30 protein-coding genes and 1 pseudogene are annotated in these 19,632 nt (G+C 40.5%); all 31 read left to right on the forward strand.

Going from position 1 to position 19,632, the window contains the following annotated elements; genetic code table 11:
• Nucleotides 1–65, forward strand: a pseudogene (locus ACFINU_RS01860) (elongation factor Tu); the annotation flags it as partial.
• Between the two features lie 61 nt (nucleotides 66–126).
• Entirely contained in the window at nucleotides 127–435 is a 309-nt protein-coding gene (gene rpsJ, locus ACFINU_RS01865; RefSeq protein ID WP_005773267.1) for a 30S ribosomal protein S10, read from the forward strand.
• A 27-nt stretch (nucleotides 436–462) separates the two neighbouring features.
• Complete coding sequence (rplC, locus tag ACFINU_RS01870; protein ID WP_273791404.1) at nucleotides 463–1,200, forward strand: 50S ribosomal protein L3; 738 nt, start codon at nucleotides 463–465, stop codon at nucleotides 1,198–1,200.
• Between the two features lie 2 nt (nucleotides 1,201–1,202).
• Entirely contained in the window at nucleotides 1,203–1,823 is a 621-nt protein-coding gene (rplD, locus tag ACFINU_RS01875; RefSeq protein WP_375617717.1) for a 50S ribosomal protein L4, read from the forward strand.
• Complete coding sequence (locus ACFINU_RS01880) at nucleotides 1,820–2,113, forward strand: 50S ribosomal protein L23 (RefSeq protein ID WP_273723987.1); 294 nt, start codon at nucleotides 1,820–1,822, stop codon at nucleotides 2,111–2,113. The genes rplD and ACFINU_RS01880 overlap by 4 nt, the downstream gene beginning before the upstream one ends.
• 20 nt (nucleotides 2,114–2,133) lie before the next feature.
• Nucleotides 2,134–2,967, forward strand: coding sequence for a 50S ribosomal protein L2 (gene rplB, locus ACFINU_RS01885; protein ID WP_375617718.1), 834 nt, complete (start codon nucleotides 2,134–2,136; stop codon nucleotides 2,965–2,967).
• 15 nt (nucleotides 2,968–2,982) lie between these two features.
• A complete protein-coding gene (rpsS, locus tag ACFINU_RS01890) occupies nucleotides 2,983–3,261 on the forward strand; it encodes a 30S ribosomal protein S19 (RefSeq protein ID WP_375617719.1) in 279 nt (92 codons plus the stop codon).
• A 2-nt stretch (nucleotides 3,262–3,263) separates the two neighbouring features.
• A complete protein-coding gene (gene rplV / locus ACFINU_RS01895; protein WP_273791407.1) occupies nucleotides 3,264–3,653 on the forward strand; it encodes a 50S ribosomal protein L22 in 390 nt (129 codons plus the stop codon).
• On the forward strand, nucleotides 3,653–4,363 hold the full coding sequence (gene rpsC / locus ACFINU_RS01900) for a 30S ribosomal protein S3 (RefSeq protein ID WP_375617720.1): 711 nt from the start codon (nucleotides 3,653–3,655) through the stop codon (nucleotides 4,361–4,363). Before rplV ends, rpsC begins: the two co-directional genes overlap by 1 nt.
• Nucleotides 4,364–4,399: 36 nt before the next feature.
• The gene (gene rplP / locus ACFINU_RS01905) at nucleotides 4,400–4,813 is read left to right on the forward strand and encodes a 50S ribosomal protein L16 (RefSeq protein ID WP_375611475.1); all 414 of its coding nucleotides are present in this window, start codon (nucleotides 4,400–4,402) and stop codon (nucleotides 4,811–4,813) included.
• 12 nt (nucleotides 4,814–4,825) lie between these two features.
• Entirely contained in the window at nucleotides 4,826–5,026 is a 201-nt protein-coding gene (gene rpmC, locus ACFINU_RS01910) for a 50S ribosomal protein L29 (protein WP_375606714.1), read from the forward strand.
• Nucleotides 5,027–5,037: 11 nt separating this feature from the next.
• Nucleotides 5,038–5,277, forward strand: coding sequence for a 30S ribosomal protein S17 (gene rpsQ / locus ACFINU_RS01915; RefSeq protein WP_375617721.1), 240 nt, complete (start codon nucleotides 5,038–5,040; stop codon nucleotides 5,275–5,277).
• Between the two features lie 144 nt (nucleotides 5,278–5,421).
• Nucleotides 5,422–5,790 (forward strand): 50S ribosomal protein L14, encoded by a 369-nt coding sequence (gene rplN / locus ACFINU_RS01920; protein WP_004855715.1) that lies wholly within the window; start codon nucleotides 5,422–5,424, stop codon nucleotides 5,788–5,790.
• A gap of 12 nt (nucleotides 5,791–5,802) precedes the next feature.
• On the forward strand, nucleotides 5,803–6,117 hold the full coding sequence (gene rplX, locus ACFINU_RS01925) for a 50S ribosomal protein L24 (RefSeq protein WP_375617722.1): 315 nt from the start codon (nucleotides 5,803–5,805) through the stop codon (nucleotides 6,115–6,117).
• The gene (rplE, locus tag ACFINU_RS01930) at nucleotides 6,110–6,667 is read left to right on the forward strand and encodes a 50S ribosomal protein L5 (RefSeq protein WP_375617723.1); all 558 of its coding nucleotides are present in this window, start codon (nucleotides 6,110–6,112) and stop codon (nucleotides 6,665–6,667) included. The genes rplX and rplE overlap by 8 nt, the downstream gene beginning before the upstream one ends.
• 24 nt (nucleotides 6,668–6,691) lie before the next feature.
• Nucleotides 6,692–6,997, forward strand: coding sequence for a 30S ribosomal protein S14 (gene rpsN / locus ACFINU_RS01935; protein WP_375617724.1), 306 nt, complete (start codon nucleotides 6,692–6,694; stop codon nucleotides 6,995–6,997).
• A gap of 14 nt (nucleotides 6,998–7,011) precedes the next feature.
• Entirely contained in the window at nucleotides 7,012–7,410 is a 399-nt protein-coding gene (gene rpsH / locus ACFINU_RS01940; RefSeq protein ID WP_375617725.1) for a 30S ribosomal protein S8, read from the forward strand.
• Nucleotides 7,411–7,449: 39 nt separating this feature from the next.
• Nucleotides 7,450–7,983: a 50S ribosomal protein L6 gene (gene rplF / locus ACFINU_RS01945; protein WP_375617726.1), complete on the forward strand. Its 534-nt coding sequence runs from the start codon at nucleotides 7,450–7,452 to the stop codon at nucleotides 7,981–7,983.
• Between the two features lie 12 nt (nucleotides 7,984–7,995).
• The gene (rplR, locus tag ACFINU_RS01950; protein WP_273791414.1) at nucleotides 7,996–8,358 is read left to right on the forward strand and encodes a 50S ribosomal protein L18; all 363 of its coding nucleotides are present in this window, start codon (nucleotides 7,996–7,998) and stop codon (nucleotides 8,356–8,358) included.
• A 111-nt stretch (nucleotides 8,359–8,469) separates the two neighbouring features.
• Nucleotides 8,470–9,018 carry a 30S ribosomal protein S5 gene (gene rpsE / locus ACFINU_RS01955; protein ID WP_375617727.1) on the forward strand — a complete coding sequence of 183 codons (549 nt, stop codon included), beginning with the start codon at nucleotides 8,470–8,472 and terminating at the stop codon, nucleotides 9,016–9,018.
• A 31-nt stretch (nucleotides 9,019–9,049) separates the two neighbouring features.
• A complete protein-coding gene (gene rpmD / locus ACFINU_RS01960; protein WP_375611481.1) occupies nucleotides 9,050–9,256 on the forward strand; it encodes a 50S ribosomal protein L30 in 207 nt (68 codons plus the stop codon).
• Nucleotides 9,257–9,276: 20 nt separating this feature from the next.
• Nucleotides 9,277–9,744, forward strand: a complete 468-nt coding sequence (rplO, locus tag ACFINU_RS01965) for a 50S ribosomal protein L15 (RefSeq protein WP_375617728.1) — start codon at nucleotides 9,277–9,279, stop codon at nucleotides 9,742–9,744.
• A 161-nt stretch (nucleotides 9,745–9,905) separates the two neighbouring features.
• Nucleotides 9,906–11,252: a preprotein translocase subunit SecY gene (secY, locus tag ACFINU_RS01970; RefSeq protein ID WP_375617729.1), complete on the forward strand. Its 1,347-nt coding sequence runs from the start codon at nucleotides 9,906–9,908 to the stop codon at nucleotides 11,250–11,252.
• On the forward strand, nucleotides 11,249–11,827 hold the full coding sequence (locus ACFINU_RS01975; RefSeq protein WP_375617730.1) for an adenylate kinase: 579 nt from the start codon (nucleotides 11,249–11,251) through the stop codon (nucleotides 11,825–11,827). The genes secY and ACFINU_RS01975 overlap by 4 nt, the downstream gene beginning before the upstream one ends.
• 182 nt (nucleotides 11,828–12,009) lie before the next feature.
• Nucleotides 12,010–12,378, forward strand: coding sequence for a 30S ribosomal protein S13 (gene rpsM / locus ACFINU_RS01980; RefSeq protein ID WP_026500557.1), 369 nt, complete (start codon nucleotides 12,010–12,012; stop codon nucleotides 12,376–12,378).
• Nucleotides 12,379–12,491: 113 nt separating this feature from the next.
• The gene (gene rpsK / locus ACFINU_RS01985) at nucleotides 12,492–12,881 is read left to right on the forward strand and encodes a 30S ribosomal protein S11 (protein ID WP_007347762.1); all 390 of its coding nucleotides are present in this window, start codon (nucleotides 12,492–12,494) and stop codon (nucleotides 12,879–12,881) included.
• A gap of 94 nt (nucleotides 12,882–12,975) precedes the next feature.
• Nucleotides 12,976–13,989, forward strand: coding sequence for a DNA-directed RNA polymerase subunit alpha (locus tag ACFINU_RS01990; RefSeq protein ID WP_375611485.1), 1,014 nt, complete (start codon nucleotides 12,976–12,978; stop codon nucleotides 13,987–13,989).
• A 24-nt stretch (nucleotides 13,990–14,013) separates the two neighbouring features.
• Nucleotides 14,014–14,442 (forward strand): 50S ribosomal protein L17, encoded by a 429-nt coding sequence (rplQ, locus tag ACFINU_RS01995; RefSeq protein WP_273791421.1) that lies wholly within the window; start codon nucleotides 14,014–14,016, stop codon nucleotides 14,440–14,442.
• Nucleotides 14,443–14,709: 267 nt separating this feature from the next.
• Complete coding sequence (locus tag ACFINU_RS02000; RefSeq protein ID WP_375617731.1) at nucleotides 14,710–16,104, forward strand: DegQ family serine endoprotease; 1,395 nt, start codon at nucleotides 14,710–14,712, stop codon at nucleotides 16,102–16,104.
• 8 nt (nucleotides 16,105–16,112) lie between these two features.
• Nucleotides 16,113–17,438 carry a replication-associated recombination protein A gene (locus tag ACFINU_RS02005; protein WP_375617732.1) on the forward strand — a complete coding sequence of 442 codons (1,326 nt, stop codon included), beginning with the start codon at nucleotides 16,113–16,115 and terminating at the stop codon, nucleotides 17,436–17,438.
• Nucleotides 17,439–18,404: 966 nt separating this feature from the next.
• Nucleotides 18,405–19,448 carry a recombinase RecA gene (recA, locus tag ACFINU_RS02010; protein WP_273791424.1) on the forward strand — a complete coding sequence of 348 codons (1,044 nt, stop codon included), beginning with the start codon at nucleotides 18,405–18,407 and terminating at the stop codon, nucleotides 19,446–19,448.
• The last annotated feature ends 184 nt before the right edge of the window (nucleotides 19,449–19,632 follow it).

A 19,632-nucleotide genomic window follows, 5' to 3' on the forward strand; every position in this document is an offset into this window, starting at 1 on the left:
GTTTTGCTATTCGTGAAGGTGGTCGTACTGTTGGTGCCGGTATCGTCTCTAAGATCATTGAATAAATAATGCTTGTTGAGTGCTTTGATTATTGAAGGCACTTTGTATAACAGGGAAATAAAGAGCATGAACAGTCAGAATATTCGCATTCGCTTGAAAGCGTTTGATCATAGAATTCTTGATACGTCGACGCGTGAGATTGTATCGACTGCTAAACGTACCGGTGCAAATGTCCGTGGTCCCATTCCGCTTCCGACGCGGATTGAGAAGTTTACGGTCAATCGTGGACCGCATATCGATAAGAAAAGTCGTGAGCAGTTTGAGATGCGAACACATAAGCGTCTTCTTGACATTGTTGATCCAACGCCGCAAACAGTGGATGCGCTTATGAAGCTCGATCTTTCTGCTGGTGTGGATGTAGAAATTAAGCTCTGAGGTTTGAGGACAGAAGGAACAGACCCGATGCGTTCAGGTGTAATAGCACAGAAGCTGGGCATGACCCGTATTTATAATGATGCTGGTGAGCATGTGCCGGTGACGGTACTTCGTTTGGAGAATTGTCAAGTCGTTGCTCAGCGTACAGTTGAAAAGAATGGTTATACTGCTGTTCAATTAGGTGTAGGCTTTGCTAAGGTTAAGAATACTTCACAAGCTCTTCGTGGACATTTTGCTAAGGCTTCTGTTGAGCCTAAAGCCAAAATAGCAGAGTTTCGTGTCAGTCCCGACAATCTTCTTGATGTTGGTACTGAGATTACAGTGGAACATTTTGTTCCAGGACAAAGAGTTGATGTGACTGGTACCAGTATTGGTAAGGGGTTTGCTGGTGTTATGAAACGACATAACTTTGGTGGGCATCGTGCTTCCCATGGTAATTCGATCACACATCGTGCTCATGGTTCTACAGGGCAGTGCCAAGATCCTGGTAAAGTTTTTAAAGGCAAAAAAATGGCTGGCCATATGGGGCAAGTGCGTGTAACAACACAGAATATTGAAGTTATTTCCACTGATAGTGAGCGTGGTTTAATTTTAGTGCGTGGTGCTGTTTCTGGTTCTAAAGGTTCTTGGATTTTGATACGGGATGCTGTGAAGAAGCGTCTTCCTGATAATGCTCCAAAGCCTGCTGGTATTCGCCGTCTTGTGAAGGAGAAAGCGGAAATGGTTACTCCGGTGACGGAAACCTCTGAAGTTGAGGGAGCCTAATAATGGATCTTGTAATTAAAACTCTTGATGGTAATGAAGCTGGCAAATTAAAGGTTTCTGAAGCTATTTTTGATCTTGTACCGCGTGAGGATATTTTGCAACGTGTTGTTCGTTGGCAGCTTGCACGTCGTCAGCAGGGAAGTCATCAATCCCAAGGTCGTTCTGATGTGTCGCGAACAGGGGCAAAAATGTTTAAGCAGAAAGGAACTGGGCGTGCTCGACATTCATCTGCACGTGCACCGCAGTTTAGAGGTGGGGGTAAGGCACATGGACCGGTGGTTCGTAGCCATGCGCATGATCTTCCTAAAAAGATTCGTGCTCTTGGGTTACGTCTTGCTTTATCTGCAAAATTAAAAGCAAAAGATTTAATTGTTGTGGATGAGTTGACTGTTAAGGATGCTAAAACGAAAATGCTTGTTTCTCATTTTTCTAAGCTTGGATTTAATAACGCTCTCTTGATTGGTGGTAAAGAGATTGATATTAACTTTTTTCGTGCAGCCTCTAATATCCCTAATATTGACATTTTGCCTATTCAGGGAATTAATGTTTATGATATTTTGCGTCGCAGCAAACTTGTTTTATCAAAAGCAGCTATTGAGGCTCTTGAGGAGCGTTTTAAATGACAGATCTTCGCCATTATGATATAATTATTAGTCCAGTTATTACTGAAAAGGCGACTATGATTTCTGAGTATAATCAAGTTGCTTTTAATGTCGCGCCGAAAGCGACGAAGCCTGAGATTAAGGCTGCTATTGAAGCGCTTTTTAGCGTAAAAGTTAAAGCAGTTAACACGATAGTCCGTAAGGGTAAAGTGAAGCGTTTCAAAGGTATAGTTGGTCGGCAGAGTGATGTCAAAAAAGCGATCGTAACTCTGGCCAGTGGTCAGACTATCGACGTTTCGACAGGTCTTTAAGAGGCTCGGAGATAGGAATAATGGCACTTAAGCAATTTAATCCAATGACACCTGGGCAGCGTCAGCTTGTTATTGTGGAACGTTCTTGTCTTTATAAGGGAAAACCTGTAAAGATGTTAACAGAAGGTTTGTCTTCAAAGGGTGGACGTAATAATCGCGGTCGTGTTACTGCTCGTTTTCAGGGTGGTGGACATAAACGTAGTTATCGATTTGTCGACTTTAAGCGTCTTAAACGTGATGTTTCAGCAAAGGTTGAGCGTTTAGAATACGATCCTAATCGTACCGCTTTTATTGCTTTAATCCGCTATGAGGATGGGCAATTGAGTTATATTCTTGCACCACAGCGTCTTGGTGTCGGTGATTCTGTTATGGCTGGTTTAAATGTGGATGTTAAACCAGGTAATGCTATGCCTCTTGCTAATATGCCTGTAGGTACAATTATTCATAATGTTGAGATGAAGCCAGGAAAAGGAGGGCAGATTGCACGTTCAGCAGGTGCTTATGCGCAGTTGGTTGGACGAGATCATGGCATGGCTATTCTTCGTTTAAATTCTGGTGAGCAGCGTTTGGTTCCGAGTAGCTGTTTTGCAACTGTTGGCGCTGTTTCAAATCCTGATCATGGGAATATTAATGATGGTAAAGCAGGTCGGTCACGTTGGCGTGGTAAGCGTCCACATGTTCGTGGTGTTGCTATGAACCCCGTTGATCATCCACACGGTGGCGGTGAAGGTCGTACATCGGGGGGGCGCCATCCAGTATCTCCTTGGGGTAAACCTACGAAAGGTAAGCGTACGCGCTCCAATAAAGCTACTGATAAATTTATTATGCGTACGCGTCATCAACGCAAGAAATGAGAAAGGTAGTCTGAGGTGGTTCGTTCAGTGTGGAAAGGTCCGTTTGTTGACGGCTATCTTCTTGGTAAAGCAGAGAAGGTACGTTCAAGTGGGCGCAACGAAGTTATAAAAATATGGAGTCGTCGCTCTACTATTTTACCGCAATTTGTTGGTTTAACTTTTGGTGTTTACAACGGTAATAAGCATATTCCTGTTTCTGTTTCTGAAGAGATGGTTGGGCATAAGTTTGGTGAGTTCGCTCCTACCCGAACTTATTATGGTCATGGTGCCGATAAGAAAGCGAAGAGGAAGTAGGAATGGGAAAAGCTAAAGTTTCGCGCCAGCTTAAAGATAATGAAGCAAGAGCTGTCACGCGGACAATTCGTGTTAGTCCGCAGAAGCTTAATTTAGTTGCTGCAATGATTCGTGGTAAAAGAGTTAATGTAGCGCTCGCTGATTTGATGTTTTCACGCAAGCGTATTGCTGCTACTGTGAAAAAAACGCTTGAATCAGCAATTGCAAATGCAGAAAATAACCACGATCTTGATATTGATTCGCTTGTTGTGGCGGAAGCTTATGTTGGTAAGTCGATAGTGATGAAGCGCTTTCATGTTCGTGGTCGAGGGCGTGCTAGTAGAATTGAACGTCCATTTTCGCATCTTACTGTTATTGTTCGTGAAGTTACCGAAAAAGTGGAGGCCGCGTAATGGGGCAGAAGATCAATCCAATAGGACTTCGTCTTGGTGTTAATCGGACTTGGGACTCTCGTTGGTATGCTGATAGTGGTGAATATGGGCGCCTTCTTCATGAAGATTTGAAAATTCGTTCATATGTGCTTGAGGAGCTTAAACAGGCAGCTATTTCTAAGGTTGTTATTGAGCGTCCTCATAAAAAGTGTCGTATTACGATTCATTCTGCACGTCCTGGTTTGATTATTGGTAAAAAGGGTGCTGATATCGAAAAGCTTCGTCGTAAGCTATCAGAAATGACGGATGCTGAAACTTCATTGAATATTGTGGAGATTCGTAAACCGGAGATTGATGCGACAATTATTGCGCAATCAATTGCTCAACAGTTAGAGCGTCGTGTTGCTTTTCGTCGTGCAATGAAGCGTGCTGTTCAGTCTGCTATGCGTCTTGGTGCGGAAGGTATTCGTATCAATTGTTCTGGCCGTCTTGGTGGTGCTGAAATTGCTCGTATGGAATGGTATCGTGAAGGTCGTGTTCCACTTCATACCTTGCGTTCTGATGTTGATTACGGTACAGCAGAAGCTAAGACTGCTTATGGTATTTGTGGTATTAAAGTTTGGGTCTTTAAGGGTGAGATTCTTGAGCATGATCCGATGGCTTCAGAACGTCGTTCTACGGAAGCTGATCAATCTGGTTCTTCATCGAATCGTCGCCGCGAAAATGCTTAGTTTTTGAGATTGAACTAAAATTTGGAGTAGAGAACAATGTTGCAGCCAAAGCGCACAAAGTTCCGTAAACAGTTCAAAGGCCGTATTCACGGTTTTGCGAAGGGTGGTACGGATTTGAATTTCGGTGCCTACGGTTTGAAGGCTGTTGAGCCGGAGCGGGTCACTGCTCGTCAAATTGAAGCGGCCCGTCGTGCGATTACACGTTATATGAAGCGTTCTGGTCGTGTGTGGATTCGTATTTTTCCAGATCTTCCGGTTACATCTAAACCGACTGAAGTTCGTATGGGTAAAGGTAAGGGAAGTGTTGATTATTGGGCTGCACGTGTTGCTCCTGGGCGCGTCATGTTTGAGCTTGATGGAGTTCCGGAGGATGTTGCACGTGAAGCACTAAGATTGGGTGCTGCAAAGTTGCCTATAAAAACGCGTTTCATCCAGCGTATTGCTGAATAGTGAGGTTAAGCGATGAGAGCCACAGAATTACGGGCGCAAACGCTCGACCAAATGAAAGATGAATTGGCTAAGTTAAAGAAAGAGCAATTTAATTTGCGTTTTCAAAAAGCAACAGGTCAATTAGAAAAGACTGCGCGCGTTAGACAAGTTCGTCGTGATATTGCGCGTATTAAAACTTTTCTTCGTCAAAAGATAAGTGAAAGTAAGGTTTAAGGAAATAAGAGATGCCTAAACGCGTTTTGCAGGGTGTTGTTATTAGCGACAAAAATGATAAGACTGTTGTTGTCAAAGTTGAACGCCGTTATTCTCATCCGCTTCTTAAGAAGACTGTTCGGCAGTCTAAAAATTATAAAGCGCATGACGAAAACAACCAATTTAAGATTGGGGATCAAGTTTCTATTCAAGAATCTAGACCAATTTCGAAAGATAAATGTTGGATTGTTGTAAAAGACAATGTAGCGTAATGAGTTAAGCTTATTGTTTTAGAATTTAACAGTGTGGTTATCATTGATAAATTTGAAGGCGATAACTTTATCGTTATTTGGCAGGCAAATCCGAGTGTGTAAAAGGTACAATCGGATATATGTATTAAGAGAAGGTGGCCAGTCATGATTCAGATGCAAACAAACCTCGACGTTGCTGATAATTCTGGAGCGCGTCGTGTCATGTGCATCAAAGTGTTAGGCGGTTCAAAGCGGAAATATGCTTCGGTCGGTGACATTATTGTTGTTTCGGTTAAGGATGCAATTCCTCGTGGACGTGTTAAAAAAGGTGATGTTATGAAAGCTGTTGTGGTTCGTACTGCTAAGGATATTCGTCGCGCAGATGGTAGTGTCATTCGTTTTGATAGTAATGCTGCGGTTTTGGTGGATAATAAAAAAGAGCCGATCGGTACTCGTATCTTTGGACCTGTTCCCCGTGAATTGCGTGGTAGGAATCATATGAAGATCATCTCGCTTGCTCCTGAAGTTCTGTAAGGAGTAAATGTTATGCAGAAGATTCGAAAAGGTGATAAAGTTGTTGTTTTGTCCGGTAAGGATAAAGGATGTAGTGGTGAAGTAATTAAGGTTAGTCCAAAAGAGAATAAGGCTTTTGTTCGTGGGATTAATATGATTAAACGTCATCAACGTCAAACGCAGAAGCAAGAAGCTGGAATTATTTCTAAAGAAGCTCCGATTCATCTGTCTAATTTGGCGATTGCTGATCCTAAAGATGGTAGGCCTACACGTGTAGGCTTTCGTGTGAATGCAGATGGTAATAAGGTTCGTTTTGCCAAGCGTTCGGGAGAGTTGATTAATGGCTGAGGAAAGACAAATACCGCGTATGAAAGCGCATTATTTTGAAGTGATTCGTAAAGTGCTTCAAGAGAGGTTTAATTACAGAAATGCAATGCAAATTCCGCGGATTGATAAAGTTGTAATAAATATGGGGATAGGTGAAGCAACTGCTGATTCCAAGAAACCTTCCCTTGCTGCTGAGGATTTAGGGCTAATAACGGGTCAGAAGGCTGTTGTTACGCGTGCGCGTAATTCTATTGCGACCTTTAAGGTTCGTGAAGGAATGCCTCTTGGGGCTAAAGTTACATTGCGTAAAGATCGTATGTTTGAGTTTTTAGATCGTCTTGTGACGATTGCTCTTCCGCGGGTTCGTGACTTTCGTGGTTTAAATCCAAAGAGTTTTGATGGTCGTGGCAATTTTGCTATGGGTATTAAAGAACACATTGTGTTTCCAGAAATCAACTATGATAAAGTTGATCAAATTTGGGGCATGGATATTATTGTTTGTACGACAGCAAAAACGGATGATGAAGCTCGTGAGTTATTGCGTGCTTTTAATTTTCCTTTTCGTTCGTAACGGCAAGCGTAGTGAGGTGAAATTATGGCCAAAGTAAGTGCCGTTGAAAAAAATAAGCGTCGTGAGTTGATGGTAAAGTGCTATGCTGCTCGTCGTGCACGTTTGAAAGCAATAGTTATGGATCAGAAGGTTTCTCTTGAAGAACGTTTTAAAGCTTCTGTTCAGTTGGCAGAGTTGCCGCGTAATTCTTCGAAAGTTCGTATTCGTAATCGCTGTGAGGTTTCAGGTCGTCCGCGGGCTTATTATCGTAAATTAAAAATGTCGCGAATTGCGTTGCGTGAGCTTGGCTCTATTGGCTATATTCCTGGTATTGTAAAGTCTAGTTGGTAAGAGGAGATTATTTAATGTCTATGTCAGATCCTCTTGGTGATATGTTAACACGTATTCGTAATGCACTTGGTCGTAAAAAAGGTAAAGTAGTTACTCCAGCTTCGAAGCTTCGTGCACACGTTCTTGATGTTCTTCAGTCGGAAGGTTATATTCGCGGATATAATCGAATTAATTTAGGTGATGGAAAAGCTGAAATTGAAATCGAATTGAAGTATTTTGAAGGGCTGGCTGCTATTCGTGAGATTTCACGTGTATCAAAGCCAGGGCGTCGTGTGTATGTTTCTGCTAAGTCACTTCCTCAGGTGGCAAATGGCCTTGGTATTTCGATTTTATCGACTCCTAAAGGCGTCATGGCAGATCATGAGGCGCGTGAACAGAATGTTGGTGGAGAACTCCTTTGTCGTGTTTTCTAAGTTATGTCAAGAAAACGGAAGAAAAAGTAGGTTAGAACAATGTCTCGTATTGGAAAGAAACCCATTTCAATTCCTTCTGGAGTTACTGCTACTGTTGAAGGTCAGCTGGTTAAGGCAAAAGGTCCAAAAGGTGAGCTGAGTTACGTCGTCAATGATGAAGTCTTAGTCAAACTTGAGGACAATATCATATCAGTTATGCCGCGGGATCAGTCAAAAGATGCGCGTTCTAAATGGGGTATGTCGCGCTCAATGATTGAGAACATTTTTTGTGGTGTGAAAGATGGTTTTGAAAAGAGGTTGGAGATTAATGGGGTTGGTTATCGTGCTGCTTTGCAGGGTAAGGATGTTCAACTATCTCTGGGTTTTTCGCATGATGTGGTTTATAAAGTTCCGTCGGGTGTTACTGTGACTGTTCCTAAGCCAACGGAAATTGTTGTTTCTGGAATTGATAAACAGCAAGTTGGACAAGTTGCAGCGGAGATTCGTGAGTATCGTAGGCCTGAGCCTTATAAAGGTAAAGGTGTTAAGCATGCAGATGAACGTATCTTCCGTAAAGAAGGTAAAAAGAAATAAGGATTTTGTATTATGGTTTCATCTAAGGACATTATCCAACGTCGTGCAAGGCGTGTTCGTCGTAGAATTAAAATGGTTTCTCATGATCGTCCTCGGCTTAGTGTTTATCGTTCAAATCAGAATATTTATGCTCAAGTTATCGATGATTTGCGGGGATGTACACTTGTTTCAGCCTCTACTCTTGAAAGTGATTTGAAAAAATCGTTAAAGAGTGGTGCTGATAAAAAGGCGGCCTTTGCTGTTGGTAAGTTAATTGCTGAGCGTGCGAAGAAAGCGGGTGTTAATGAGGTGGTTTTTGATCGTGGAGCGTATGTGTACCATGGTCGCGTCAAAGCTTTAGCTGAAGCTGCTCGTGAAGGTGGTTTGAATTTCTAAAATTTCTTATTTATGAATGAGTAAGGAGAGTTTAGAGTATTTCGTTTAAGTTCTTCCAGTTTGATGAGGGACTTTGTTATCGTGCTTCCGGAAAAGAAAAAGGAATGAGGAATGGCACAAAAAGAACGTGGTGAGAGAGAAGAACGCGATAATGAATTTGTCGATAGGCTCGTTCATATCAATCGTGTTGCTAAAGTTGTAAAGGGTGGTCGGCGTTTTGGTTTTGCCGCTCTTGTTGTCGTTGGAGATCAAAAAGGGCGTGTGGGTTTTGGACATGGTAAAGCCCGTGAAGTTCCAGAAGCCGTTCGTAAAGCAACGGAATCTGCAAAACGTGGGATGATTTATGTTCCGCTTCGGTCTGGGCGTACATTGCATCATGATCTTGAAGGTCGTCACGGAGCTGGGCGTGTTTTGCTACGTTCGGCTTCTGCTGGTACTGGTATTATTGCTGGGGGACCGATGCGTGCTATTTTTGAAGCTCTTGGTATGCAGGATGTCGTTGCAAAATCACTAGGATCGTCGAATCCTTATAACATGGTTCGTGCAACATTTGATGCATTGAAACATCAAGTGCATCCTAGAGATATTGCTGCTCAACGTGGTATAAAGTATTCGACTTTGCAGGCGCGTCGTCGCCATTTAGTCGACCTAGAAGGGTAGTTTCTGAGATTATCAGAAAAGGAATTAGGAAATGGTTCAGAAAAAATCTCAGAGTGGTAAAACTGTGACTGTGGAACAAATTGGAAGCCCTATTCGAAACTCACAGATTCAGCGTGCAACCTTAAAGGGGCTTGGACTAAATAAAATGCGTCGTCGGCGCGTTTTAGATGATACACTTTGTGTGCGGGGTATGATTGCTCGGGTTCGGCATCTTGTTCGCGTTATAGATGAAGGTTAAGGGTTGCGGGAGTATTAGATATGAAACTCAATGAACTGCGTGATTGCGAAGGCGCAACAAAAAATCGTAAGCGTGTTGGGCGTGGTATTGGTTCCGGTATGGGTAAGACTGGTGGTCGTGGTGTAAAAGGGCAAAAGTCACGTTCTGGTGTTTCCCTTAATGGTTTTGAAGGTGGGCAAATGCCTATCTATCGTCGTTTGCCAAAACGTGGATTTAGGAATTTCTTTGCTAAAACCTACAATGAAGTTTCACTAGGACGTATTCAGTTGGCAGTTGATGCAGGTAAGTTGAATATTGAAAAGCCTGTTGATATGGTTTCTTTGAAAGAGGCTGGTATTATTCGTCGTGAAAAAGATGGGGTTCGTCTTCTTTCTGCTGGTGATTTGAAAACTAAGATTACCTTTCATGTTTCTGGTGCTTCACAAGCTGCTCGTGTTAAGATTGAAAAAGTGGGTGGTCAGGTTATTCTTCCTGATATTGCTCGATAATTTTTTAATATGAATAGAGACCTAAAGAAGAATGATATCTGTTTTGTGGGATCTTTTGTGGAGAATTGTTTAAGTTCTGCATTTGTTTATGTATGCATATATGAATTTTAGGATTATACTTCTGTGATTTAAAGAACTGGAGTGTAAAGTGGAGACGTTTTATGGCATCAGCAGCAGAGCAATTTGCTTCCAATATAAACTTCGGCACCTTTTCGCGTGCAACTGAATTAAAGAAACGTATCTGGTTTACTCTGTTGGCGCTTCTTGTATATCGTTTTGGCACTTACATCTCTCTTCCAGGTATCAATATCGATGCTTTGCGTCAAACATTTGAACATCACGCGTCGGGTGTATTAGGACTCTTTAATATGTTTGCTGGAGGTGCCGTTGGGCGTATGGCTATTTTTGCGCTGGGTATCATGCCTTATATATCGGCATCTATTATTGTGCAATTGTTAACATCTATTATTCCTTCTTTGGAAACTCTTAAAAAAGAAGGGGATTTAGGTCGTAAGATTATCAATCAATATACGCGTTATGTAACAGTCGTATTGGCAATCCTACAAGCTTTTGGTATTGCGGTTGCGCTTGAAAGCGGTATAGGGTCGGGGCTTCAAATTGTTTTAGAACCAGGTCTTATGTTTCGTATTTCTTCTGTTATTACGCTTGTTGGCGGAACGATGTTTCTTATGTGGCTTGGCGAGCAAATTACGTCACGTGGTATTGGTAATGGGGTTTCTCTTATCATTTTTACAGGGATTGTAGCCAACTTTCCTTCTACTTTTGCTCAGCTTTTGACAGCTCATAGTCAGGCTGATTTATCAACTTTTCTTTTAATAGGAATCGTTCTTATTGCTGTTTTGGTTATTGGGCTTATTGTTTTTATAGAGCGTGCGCAACGGCGAATTCTTATCCAATACCCGAAACGTCAGGTCGGTAATCAAATGTTTCAAGGAGATATGTCGCATCTTCCTTTAAAGTTGAATACTGCTGGTGTTATTCCACCTATTTTTGCTTCATCTTTATTATTATTGCCTGCCACTATTAATAATTTTTCTGATAAAATGCCACAATGGGTTCAGGAGATTTCTTATGCTCTTGGTCATGGACAGCCACTTTATATGATTGTTTATGCATTTTTAATGGCGTTTTTTTGCTTTTTTTATACAGCTATTGTGTTTAATCCAAGTGATACTGCAGATCAGTTGAAAAAACATTCTGGTTTTATTCCAGGGATTCGTCCAGGTGAGCGTACAGCCGAATATATTGATTACGTTTTGACGCGTATTACTGTTGTGGGGGCACTTTATATTATCTTGGTTTGTTTGTTACCTGAATTTATGATATCTGCATTACAGGTTCCTTTTTATCTTGGGGGAACATCCTTGTTGATTGTTGTTACTGTTACACTTGATACGGTTGCTCAAATTCAGGGGCATCTTGTTGCCCACCAATATGAAGGGTTGATAAAAAAATCAAAACTTCGTGGAGGTAGAAGGAATCGATGAGAGTTATTCTTTTAGGTCCTCCTGGAGCGGGAAAAGGTACGCAAGCAAAAATGTTGACTGAGGAATATAGCATTCCTCATTTATCAACAGGGGATATGTTGCGTGAGGTGATTGCCAAAGAAACGGAGATTGGTAAAAAAGCTAAAGCTATTATAAGTTCTGGTGCTTTGGTACCTGATAGTATTGTTAATCAAATCGTATCAGATCGGATTGATGAAGCTGATTGTGTAAACGGTTTTGTTTTGGATGGATATCCGCGAACTGTAGGACAGGCAGAAGCGTTGCAACAGATACTGGATTCAAAAAATACGCAGCTTAATGCTGTTATTGAGTTGTGTGTTGATGAAGACGTGTTGATTGAACGTATGAAGAAGCGCGTTGAAGAAACAATAGCGGCTGGTGGACAGGTTCGTTTAGATGACAATCCTGTTGCTTTTGCAAAAAGATTAGTAGAATATCGTGAAAAAACAGCTCCTTTATCAAAATTTTATTCAGAGAGGGGAATGTTGAAGGTTATTGATGGAATGATTGGTGTTGCTGAAGTGACACGTATGATTAGAGGGTTTCTTTCATGAGATTTTTTTTTAGAAATAAATGAAAAGAGTTGACTTTTGAGATGAAATCTATCAAAAGTAAATTTAATTTATTTTAGTGAAATAATAGGATTCGGAAGAATTTTTTTCTGAGTCTATTTTTTTCTGTAAGGTATATCAGGTATTTTATAACAATTTGTCAAAAATAACTAAGGAGAGTAGGCGTGGCTCGTATTGCTGGCGTCAATATCCCGACAAATAAGCGTGTAATTATTGCGCTTCAATATATCCACGGGATTGGACCAAAATTTGCTCAAGAAATTATTGAAAGAGTTGGCATTCCTTTGGGGCGTCGTGTGCATGAGCTTTCAGATGCTGAGGTGCTGCAGATTCGTGAGGCAATAGATCAGGGGTATCAAGTTGAAGGTGATCTTCGTCGTGAGGTTGCTATGAATGTTAAGCGTTTGATGGATCTTGGTTGTTATCGAGGATTGCGTCATCGCCGGTCTTTGCCTGTCCGAGGACAGCGTACACATACGAATGCTCGTACGCGTAAAGGTCCGGCTAAGGCAATCGCCGGTAAGAAGAAATAAGGGCCTTTGTGGAAGGTTTTTATATATTCTTTTTCTTGTTTGATTTGTTTGACAAGGAAAAAAGGTGGAGCTGCTGATGTTACGGCAGTGATGAGATCGTTGAAAGGGAAATTATGGCCAAGGAAGCCACACGTGTTCGTCGTCGCGAACGTAAAAATATTTCATCGGGTGTTGTTCATATTAATTCAACATTTAATAACACAATGATTACTATTACTGATGCTCAGGGTAATGCAATTGCTTGGTCATCTGCGGGAGCTCAGGGGTTTAAAGGTGCGCGTAAATCGACACCTTTTGCTGCTCAAGTTGCTGCGGAGGATTGTGCAAGAAAAGCGCAAGAGCATGGTATGCGTTCTTTGGAAGTTGAAGTTTGTGGACCTGGATCAGGGCGTGAATCTGCTCTACGAGCATTGCAATCTGTTGGTTTTGTCATTACTTCTATTCGCGATGTAACACCAATTCCTCATAATGGATGTCGTCCGCGGAAAAGGCGGCGTGTTTAATTGGGTGTTGTTTTTTGTTGTCGGAGATTTCTCTGATGTTCACATTGGTCGTTACGATTGAATGGTAACGGAACTAAAGAACGGGAATAAAAATATGATCCAGAAAAACTGGCAGGAACTTATTAAACCCAATAAGGTTGAATCATGTGCACATGATAATCCAAATATTATAAGTGTGATTGCTGAACCTCTTGAGCGTGGTTTTGGTTTAACGTTAGGAAATGCGCTTCGTCGCGTTTTGTTATCTTCTCTTCGTGGTGCTGCTATTACTGCTGTGCAGATTGACGGTGTCTTGCATGAATTTTCATCGATTCCAGGTGTGCGTGAGGATGTTACGGATATTATTCTGAATATAAAAGAAATTGCGCTTCGTATGGAAGAAGAAGGTCCTAAACGTGTCGTCGTTTATAAAGAGGGGCCTGGTGTTGTGAAAGCGGGAGATATCAGTACAGTTGGGGATATGGAAATTCTAAATCCAGATCATGTTATTTGTACTCTTGATGAAGAAGCTGAAATTCGTATGGAATTTATTGTCAACACAGGAAAGGGGTATGTTCCATCTGATCGTAATTGTGTTGATGATGCACGTATAGGGCTTATTCCAATTGATAGTCTTTATTCACCGATCCGTAAGGTATCTTATAAAGTAGAAAATACACGCGAAGGTCAAGTTCTCGATTATGATAAATTAACGCTCACGATTGAAACAAACGGTGCTGTTAATGGTGAGGATGCTGTTGCTTTTGCAGCACGCATTCTTCAGGATCAATTATCTTTATTTATTAACTTTGAAGAGCCACAGAAGGAGCCTGTTGAAGAGGCTGATTCTGAGCTTTCTTTTAATCCTGCTCTTCTCAAAAAAGTGGATGAATTAGAACTTTCAGTTCGTTCGGCAAATTGTCTTAAGAATGATAATATTGTCTATATTGGTGATCTGATTCAGAAAACAGAATCTGAAATGCTTCGGACACCGAACTTTGGTCGAAAATCGTTGAATGAGATTAAAGAAGTTTTGGCGTGTATGGGTTTACATCTTGGGATGGAGATTCCTGCGTGGCCGCCTGAAAACATTGATGATCTTGCAAAACGTTATGAAGATCAATATTAAAATTAGAATTTAAGGAGAGGGCTTATGCGCCATAGTAAGTCAGGACGCAAGTTGAACCGTACTGCCAGTCACCGTAAAGCGATGTTTGCAAATATGGCAACTTCGTTGATCGAGCATGAGCAGATTGTGACAACGCTTCCAAAAGCTAAAGAAATTCGTCCTATTGTTGAAAAACTTGTTACTCTTGGTAAGCGTGGTGGTTTGCATGCGCGTCGGCAAGCTATTGCAGCACTTCGTGATGCAGGAAAGGTTGCGAAATTATTTGATACGCTTGCGCCACGTTATGCATCACGCAACGGTGGGTATTTGCGTATTATGAAAGCGGGGTTTCGTACCGGTGATAATGCGCCCATGGCTGTTATAGAATTTGTTGATCGTGATGTTGAAGCGAAGGGTGCTGGGGATCGTGCTCGCATGGAAGCTTCTGAGAATGAAAAGGGAACATCTTCGTAGAGTTTTTTATTCTGTTGGATTTTTAAAGGCCGCCTTGTCTTGGGCGGTTTTTTTGTGAGCATTTTTAAGTTTGTTTTAGTTGAGAAATAGGTGCAAAGAGAAAATTATAGAATATTGAATTATCTTATTTTTATAATATTTATTGTTCAAATAGGTTGTTTTTATTCTCTATTATGAAATATTAATAGAGGTCCTTAATTTGCGGGGATACATTTTTTTATTCTATTAATCTTCAACAGAATGTGCTGATTTTATAAGGAGTGGATTATGAGGTGTTCTTTTTGGGTGCGGATTTTTTTTGTAATTATGATGCAGATATCATTTGATCATGTATATGCTCATGTTCCTCAAACACAAACAGAAATCACTCTTTCATTTGCTCCTTTAGTTAAAAAGACAGTTCCATCTGTTGTAAATATTTATGCAGCTCGACAAATTAGAGCTAGATCACCTTTTGAAGGCGATCCATTTTTTGAGCAATTTTTTGGTCGTTTTCAAAATAAATTTCCTGTTCGTAAGCAATCGTCATTAGGATCAGGGGTGATTGTTGATGCACGTGGTTTGATCGTTACAAATTACCACGTCATTAAAGATGCAAGCGAAATTAAAGTGGCTTTTTCTGATGGACGGGAGTTTGAGAGTAAGGTCGTGCTCAAAGATGAAGCAACTGATATTGCAATTCTTGAAGTTAAGGAAAAAGATGCTCAATTTCCAGTTCTTTCTTTGGGAAATTCTGATACTGTTGAAGTTGGTGATCTTGTTCTTGCTATTGGTAATCCTTTTGGTGTTGGTCAAACAGTTACAAGTGGTATTGTTTCAGCGCAAGCGCGTACACGTGTTGGGATTTCTGATTTTGACTTTTTTATTCAAACAGACGCAGCCATTAATCCAGGGAATTCTGGTGGCGCTTTAATTGATATGAAAGGTCAGTTAATCGGAATTAATACGGCTATTTATTCGCGTTCCGGTGGTTCTGTAGGGATTGGTTTTGCTATTCCAGTTAATCTTGTAAAAGTAATGCTTGATACTGTTAAACGCGGTGGAAAATATTTTGTGCCGCCTTATATTGGGGCTTCTTTTCAAAATGTTACACCTGATATTGCTGGTGGTTTAGGTTTAGAACGTCCCTATGGTGCTCTGATTATTGAAGTTATCAAAGATAGTCCTGCTGAAAAAGCTGGATTGAAAGTAGGTGATGTTATTTTGAGTGTGCAGGGGGTACGCGTTGACAGCCCAGATAGTCTTGGGTATCGTTTGATGACAGCTGACGTTGAGCATAGTCTTGCTTTGGAATATTTACGAAGTGGAAAAACTTTAAAAACACAAATAACAGTTTCATCGATATCAGAAACTGCATTTTTAAAATCTGAAAAAATTACGGGTGACAGTCCTCTTGCTGGTGCTGAGGTGTTAGATTTAACACCGCAAAATAGTCGACGTTTTCATCTTCCTATATCTGCAAAAGGGGTTGTGATTACCAATCTTGAGGAAATGAGCAATGCTGCTGGAATTTTTCAGTCAGGAGATATTCTACGTGTTGTAAATGGCCATAAAATTCAAACAGTTCATCAGTTGAAAAAGGTTCTTATGCAAGGTCGCTCAAATATGTGGCAATTGGAATATGAACGTGATGGTATGTATATTCGCCAATTTATTCGTTGAGGTTTTTTTTGAAGAAAGATTTTTTTACTTCGTCGTTTGATTTTCAAGTTAATAAAAATCAGCCACTAGCAGAAAGAATGCGCCCTTGTTCTCTCAATGATGTTGTGGGACAAAAGCATTTGATTGGAGAGGATGGTTTGCTTTCACGTATGGCGGCAACAGGCTCAATTGGATCGATGATTTTTTGGGGACCTCCAGGGACGGGAAAAACGACCGTTGCACGTTTGTTAGCCCTTGAAACAAATTTCGCGTTTGAACAGGTTTCTGCTATTTTTACAGGAGTTTCTGAACTTAAAAAGATTTTTGAAGTTGCGCAGAGGCGTTTTATATCTGGGGATAAAACACTTCTCTTTGTTGATGAAATTCATCGGTTTAATCGTGCACAGCAGGATAGTTTTCTTTCTGTGATGGAAGAGGGTACTGTGGTACTTATAGGTGCAACAACCGAAAATCCTTCTTTTGAACTGAATGCTGCCCTTCTTTCGCGTGCACGTGTTTTAATATTTCTTTCTCATGATCATGAAAGTTTGGACATGCTTTTGAGGCGTGCTGAAGAAGTGGAGGGAAAAACTCTTCCCTTGGATAATGATGCCAGAGACGTTTTGATAGAGATGTCTGATGGTGATGCGAGGGTTGCGTTAACATTGGCAGAGGAAGTTTGGTCTATTGCACCATTGGGAGAGATTCTTGATGTTGTTGCTTTGCAAAAAGTTATTCAGCGTCGTGCGCCTATTTATGATAAAGGACGAGATGGGCATTATAATCTCATTTCAGCGTTGCATAAATCCGTTCGTGGATCTGATCCTGATGCTGCGCTTTATTATTTGGCACGTATGTTGGATGCTGGTGAAGATCCTCTCTATATTGGGCGAAGATTGGTTCGTATGGCCGTTGAAGATGTTGGTTTGGCGGATCCTCAAGCTCTTGTCATTTGTAATGCAGCAAAAGATTCCTTTGATTATTTAGGATCACCAGAAGGAGAATTGGCTTTGGCGCAAGCATGTCTTTATGTTGCAACTGCGCCAAAGTCAAATGCAGCATATCTTGCGTATAAAGCAGCACTGCGTTGTGCACGCAAAAATGGCTCTTTACCACCTCCTAAGCATATTCTTAATGCTCCTACGAAATTTATGAAGGAAGAAGGGTATGGAAGTGGTTATTGTTATGACCATGATGAACCAGATGCTTTTTCAGGACAAGAATATTTTCCCGAAAAACTTGGGCGTCAGAGTTATTATAAACCAGTTGAGCGTGGTTTTGAGCGTGAAATTGTGAAACGTCTTGAGTGGTGGCAACAGTTGCGCAAAAAACGTAAAGATCAAAATAAAATTTGAGTTGAAATACGTTTTTTATTGATCTCTTATGTTATTGTATGAGAAATTTAGCTTATATTTTAAACATTTATTGCATTGCTTGTAGAGATTTTTTTTGATATCTCCAAAATTGCATATTTTTTCCAATTTAAATATGTCATTCAACTTTTAAGCTGCTTTATTTTTTTGGTTTTTATTAAATAATATATTGGCTTATAATGATAATTGACTGTTTCGTAAGTTGAATGAAAGTTTCAAATACCGTAAATTTCTCTCATCCCAAGTTTGTTATTTGTTGAAGCAATCAAGTTATTCGCTTGCATGTTACAAGCAGGATTAGCGTGTGATAAAAACTGTACAAGAAAGGACTAAAAATCCCTCTTATGAATCGTCTCAAGTGCCGAGAGCTGTCGCAACATTGGGGGATGATAAATAGTGTGATGGTGCCAGTTTGCTCCTTCTATAGAGTAAAGATGGTGGCGTCAAAGGGTCTTACAGTATACCACATTCATAGTTGTTGTCACGAAGTGAGCTTGGAAGTTTTGAGAGATGTTTCTTAAATCAAGTGCATGAATATGCAACACAATAGCGTTTTGTTCTTCGATGCAATAGGGTATGAGGTTGATTGATGATGCGTTTTTTGTGTGATCAATAGCAGGAGAATTCTTAGTTTCTCAAGTATTTAATCAAAGGGATAAGCAGAAGGGTTGTAGAACATTGTGTTTAAAATTAAATTGTTCCTTTTCTAGAGAGATATAAATATGTTAACTATGCTCCCATAGAGATATTACTTTATTGGAGTTTATTATGTGGCATAAGATAACAATGCCAATTCTTTATTGTGATGGTCATGAATGTTTATGGACATAATGTGGAGATAGGAATGGAAATAGTCTGTGAAAATCTAAACTCAAGCCTTTAGTTAAATTAAAAGTACAGTGTACACTAAAGTTTTAGGTTATTATGGATTCGGTCAAGGATATAATCGTGGATAAAACAAAAGCTCTCGATGCTGCTCTCTCACAAATTGAACGTTCTTTTGGTAAAGGCTCGATTATGCGTCTTGGGCAAAAAGAGCAGGTTGTTGAGATTGAAACAATTCCAACAGGGTCGTTATCCTTGGATATTGCTTTAGGGATTGGTGGATTACCGAAGGGGCGTATTGTTGAGATTTATGGACCAGAAAGTTCTGGGAAAACAACATTGGCTCTCCATGCTATTGCTGAGGCACAGAAAGGTGGTGGGATTTGTGCTTTTATTGATGCAGAGCATGCGCTTGATCCTATTTATGCGCGTAAGCTTGGTGTTGATTTAGAAAACTTGTTCATTTCTCAGCCAGATACCGGTGAACAGGCATTGGAAATTACAGAAACGTTGGTTCGTTCTGGTGCCGTTGATGTGCTTGTTGTGGATTCTGTCGCAGCTTTAACACCGCGAGCAGAAATTGACGGTGAAATGGGTGACGCTTTGCCCGGATTGCAAGCTCGGTTAATGAGTAAAGCGTTACGAAAATTAACCGCAGCAATTTTTCGCTCTAACTGTATGGTTGTTTTTATTAATCAAATTCGCATGAAAATTGGTGTGATGTTTGGTTCTCCTGAAACGACAACGGGTGGAAACGCTTTAAAGTTTTATGCTTCTGTTCGTTTAGATATTCGTCGCATTGGATCCATTAAAGATAGGGATTCAATCGTTGGTAATCAGACGCGCGTTAAAGTAGTGAAAAATAAATTGGCACCTCCATTCAAACAGGTTGAGTTTGATATTATTTATGGTGAAGGTATTTCCAAAGTAGGTGAATTGATTGATTTGGGTGTCAAGGTTGGTGTTGTGGAAAAATCTGGTGCATGGTTTTCTTATAATTCTCAGCGTTTAGGGCAGGGGCGTGAGAATGCAAAGCAGTTTTTACGTGAACATGTGGAAATAGCTACAGAGATTGAAGCAGCTTTGCGCCAAAATGCTGGTTTGATTGCGATTGAATTGTTAGAAAATGCAGGGTCAGAAAATATAGAAAGTGATGAAGCCATTTGATGGGGCGTTTTTTTCGTCTATAATTTTTTTCCTTTAAGATTTTTCTGTTTTTTTGTTTGAGTTTTTAAATACGCAGTCATTTTTTTCTCAATTTTTTAAAACAAATATTCCATTTTTGATTAAATTGACTCTATGCGTGTCGAAGAGGATTTAATGAGGGGGATTTTTCTTTTATGGTTTTGTG

The organism is Bartonella sp. AC130YNZD (assembly GCF_042196865.1).
Taxonomy (GTDB): Bacteria; Pseudomonadota; Alphaproteobacteria; order Rhizobiales; family Rhizobiaceae; genus Bartonella.

Bases quoted from the DNA above. Each gene is read 5' to 3' on its own strand.
- rpsN (WP_375617724.1), top strand. From the start codon at position 6,692: ATGGCCAAAGTAAGTGCCGTTGAAAAAAATAAGCGTCGTGAGTTGATG.
- rpsC (WP_375617720.1), top strand. From the start codon at position 3,653: ATGGGGCAGAAGATCAATCCAATAGGACTTCGTCTTGGTGTTAATCGG.
- rplX (WP_375617722.1), top strand. From the start codon at position 5,803: ATGCAGAAGATTCGAAAAGGTGATAAAGTTGTTGTTTTGTCCGGTAAG.
- rpsQ (WP_375617721.1), top strand. From the start codon at position 5,038: ATGCCTAAACGCGTTTTGCAGGGTGTTGTTATTAGCGACAAAAATGAT.
- rpmD (WP_375611481.1), top strand. From the start codon at position 9,050: ATGGTTCAGAAAAAATCTCAGAGTGGTAAAACTGTGACTGTGGAACAA.
- rpmC (WP_375606714.1), top strand. From the start codon at position 4,826: ATGAGAGCCACAGAATTACGGGCGCAAACGCTCGACCAAATGAAAGAT.
- ACFINU_RS01880 (WP_273723987.1), top strand. From the start codon at position 1,820: ATGACAGATCTTCGCCATTATGATATAATTATTAGTCCAGTTATTACT.
- rpsK (WP_007347762.1), top strand. From the start codon at position 12,492: ATGGCCAAGGAAGCCACACGTGTTCGTCGTCGCGAACGTAAAAATATT.
- rplN (WP_004855715.1), top strand. From the start codon at position 5,422: ATGATTCAGATGCAAACAAACCTCGACGTTGCTGATAATTCTGGAGCG.
- rplO (WP_375617728.1), top strand. From the start codon at position 9,277: ATGAAACTCAATGAACTGCGTGATTGCGAAGGCGCAACAAAAAATCGT.
- ACFINU_RS01975 (WP_375617730.1), top strand. From the start codon at position 11,249: ATGAGAGTTATTCTTTTAGGTCCTCCTGGAGCGGGAAAAGGTACGCAA.
- rplP (WP_375611475.1), top strand. From the start codon at position 4,400: ATGTTGCAGCCAAAGCGCACAAAGTTCCGTAAACAGTTCAAAGGCCGT.
- rplF (WP_375617726.1), top strand. From the start codon at position 7,450: ATGTCTCGTATTGGAAAGAAACCCATTTCAATTCCTTCTGGAGTTACT.
- rplR (WP_273791414.1), top strand. From the start codon at position 7,996: ATGGTTTCATCTAAGGACATTATCCAACGTCGTGCAAGGCGTGTTCGT.
- ACFINU_RS01990 (WP_375611485.1), top strand. From the start codon at position 12,976: ATGATCCAGAAAAACTGGCAGGAACTTATTAAACCCAATAAGGTTGAA.
- rplQ (WP_273791421.1), top strand. From the start codon at position 14,014: ATGCGCCATAGTAAGTCAGGACGCAAGTTGAACCGTACTGCCAGTCAC.
- rplB (WP_375617718.1), top strand. From the start codon at position 2,134: ATGGCACTTAAGCAATTTAATCCAATGACACCTGGGCAGCGTCAGCTT.
- rplV (WP_273791407.1), top strand. From the start codon at position 3,264: ATGGGAAAAGCTAAAGTTTCGCGCCAGCTTAAAGATAATGAAGCAAGA.
- rpsJ (WP_005773267.1), top strand. From the start codon at position 127: ATGAACAGTCAGAATATTCGCATTCGCTTGAAAGCGTTTGATCATAGA.
- rplD (WP_375617717.1), top strand. From the start codon at position 1,203: ATGGATCTTGTAATTAAAACTCTTGATGGTAATGAAGCTGGCAAATTA.
- rplE (WP_375617723.1), top strand. From the start codon at position 6,110: ATGGCTGAGGAAAGACAAATACCGCGTATGAAAGCGCATTATTTTGAA.
- secY (WP_375617729.1), top strand. From the start codon at position 9,906: ATGGCATCAGCAGCAGAGCAATTTGCTTCCAATATAAACTTCGGCACC.
- rplC (WP_273791404.1), top strand. From the start codon at position 463: ATGCGTTCAGGTGTAATAGCACAGAAGCTGGGCATGACCCGTATTTAT.
- rpsE (WP_375617727.1), top strand. From the start codon at position 8,470: ATGGCACAAAAAGAACGTGGTGAGAGAGAAGAACGCGATAATGAATTT.
- rpsH (WP_375617725.1), top strand. From the start codon at position 7,012: ATGTCTATGTCAGATCCTCTTGGTGATATGTTAACACGTATTCGTAAT.
- ACFINU_RS02000 (WP_375617731.1), top strand. From the start codon at position 14,710: ATGAGGTGTTCTTTTTGGGTGCGGATTTTTTTTGTAATTATGATGCAG.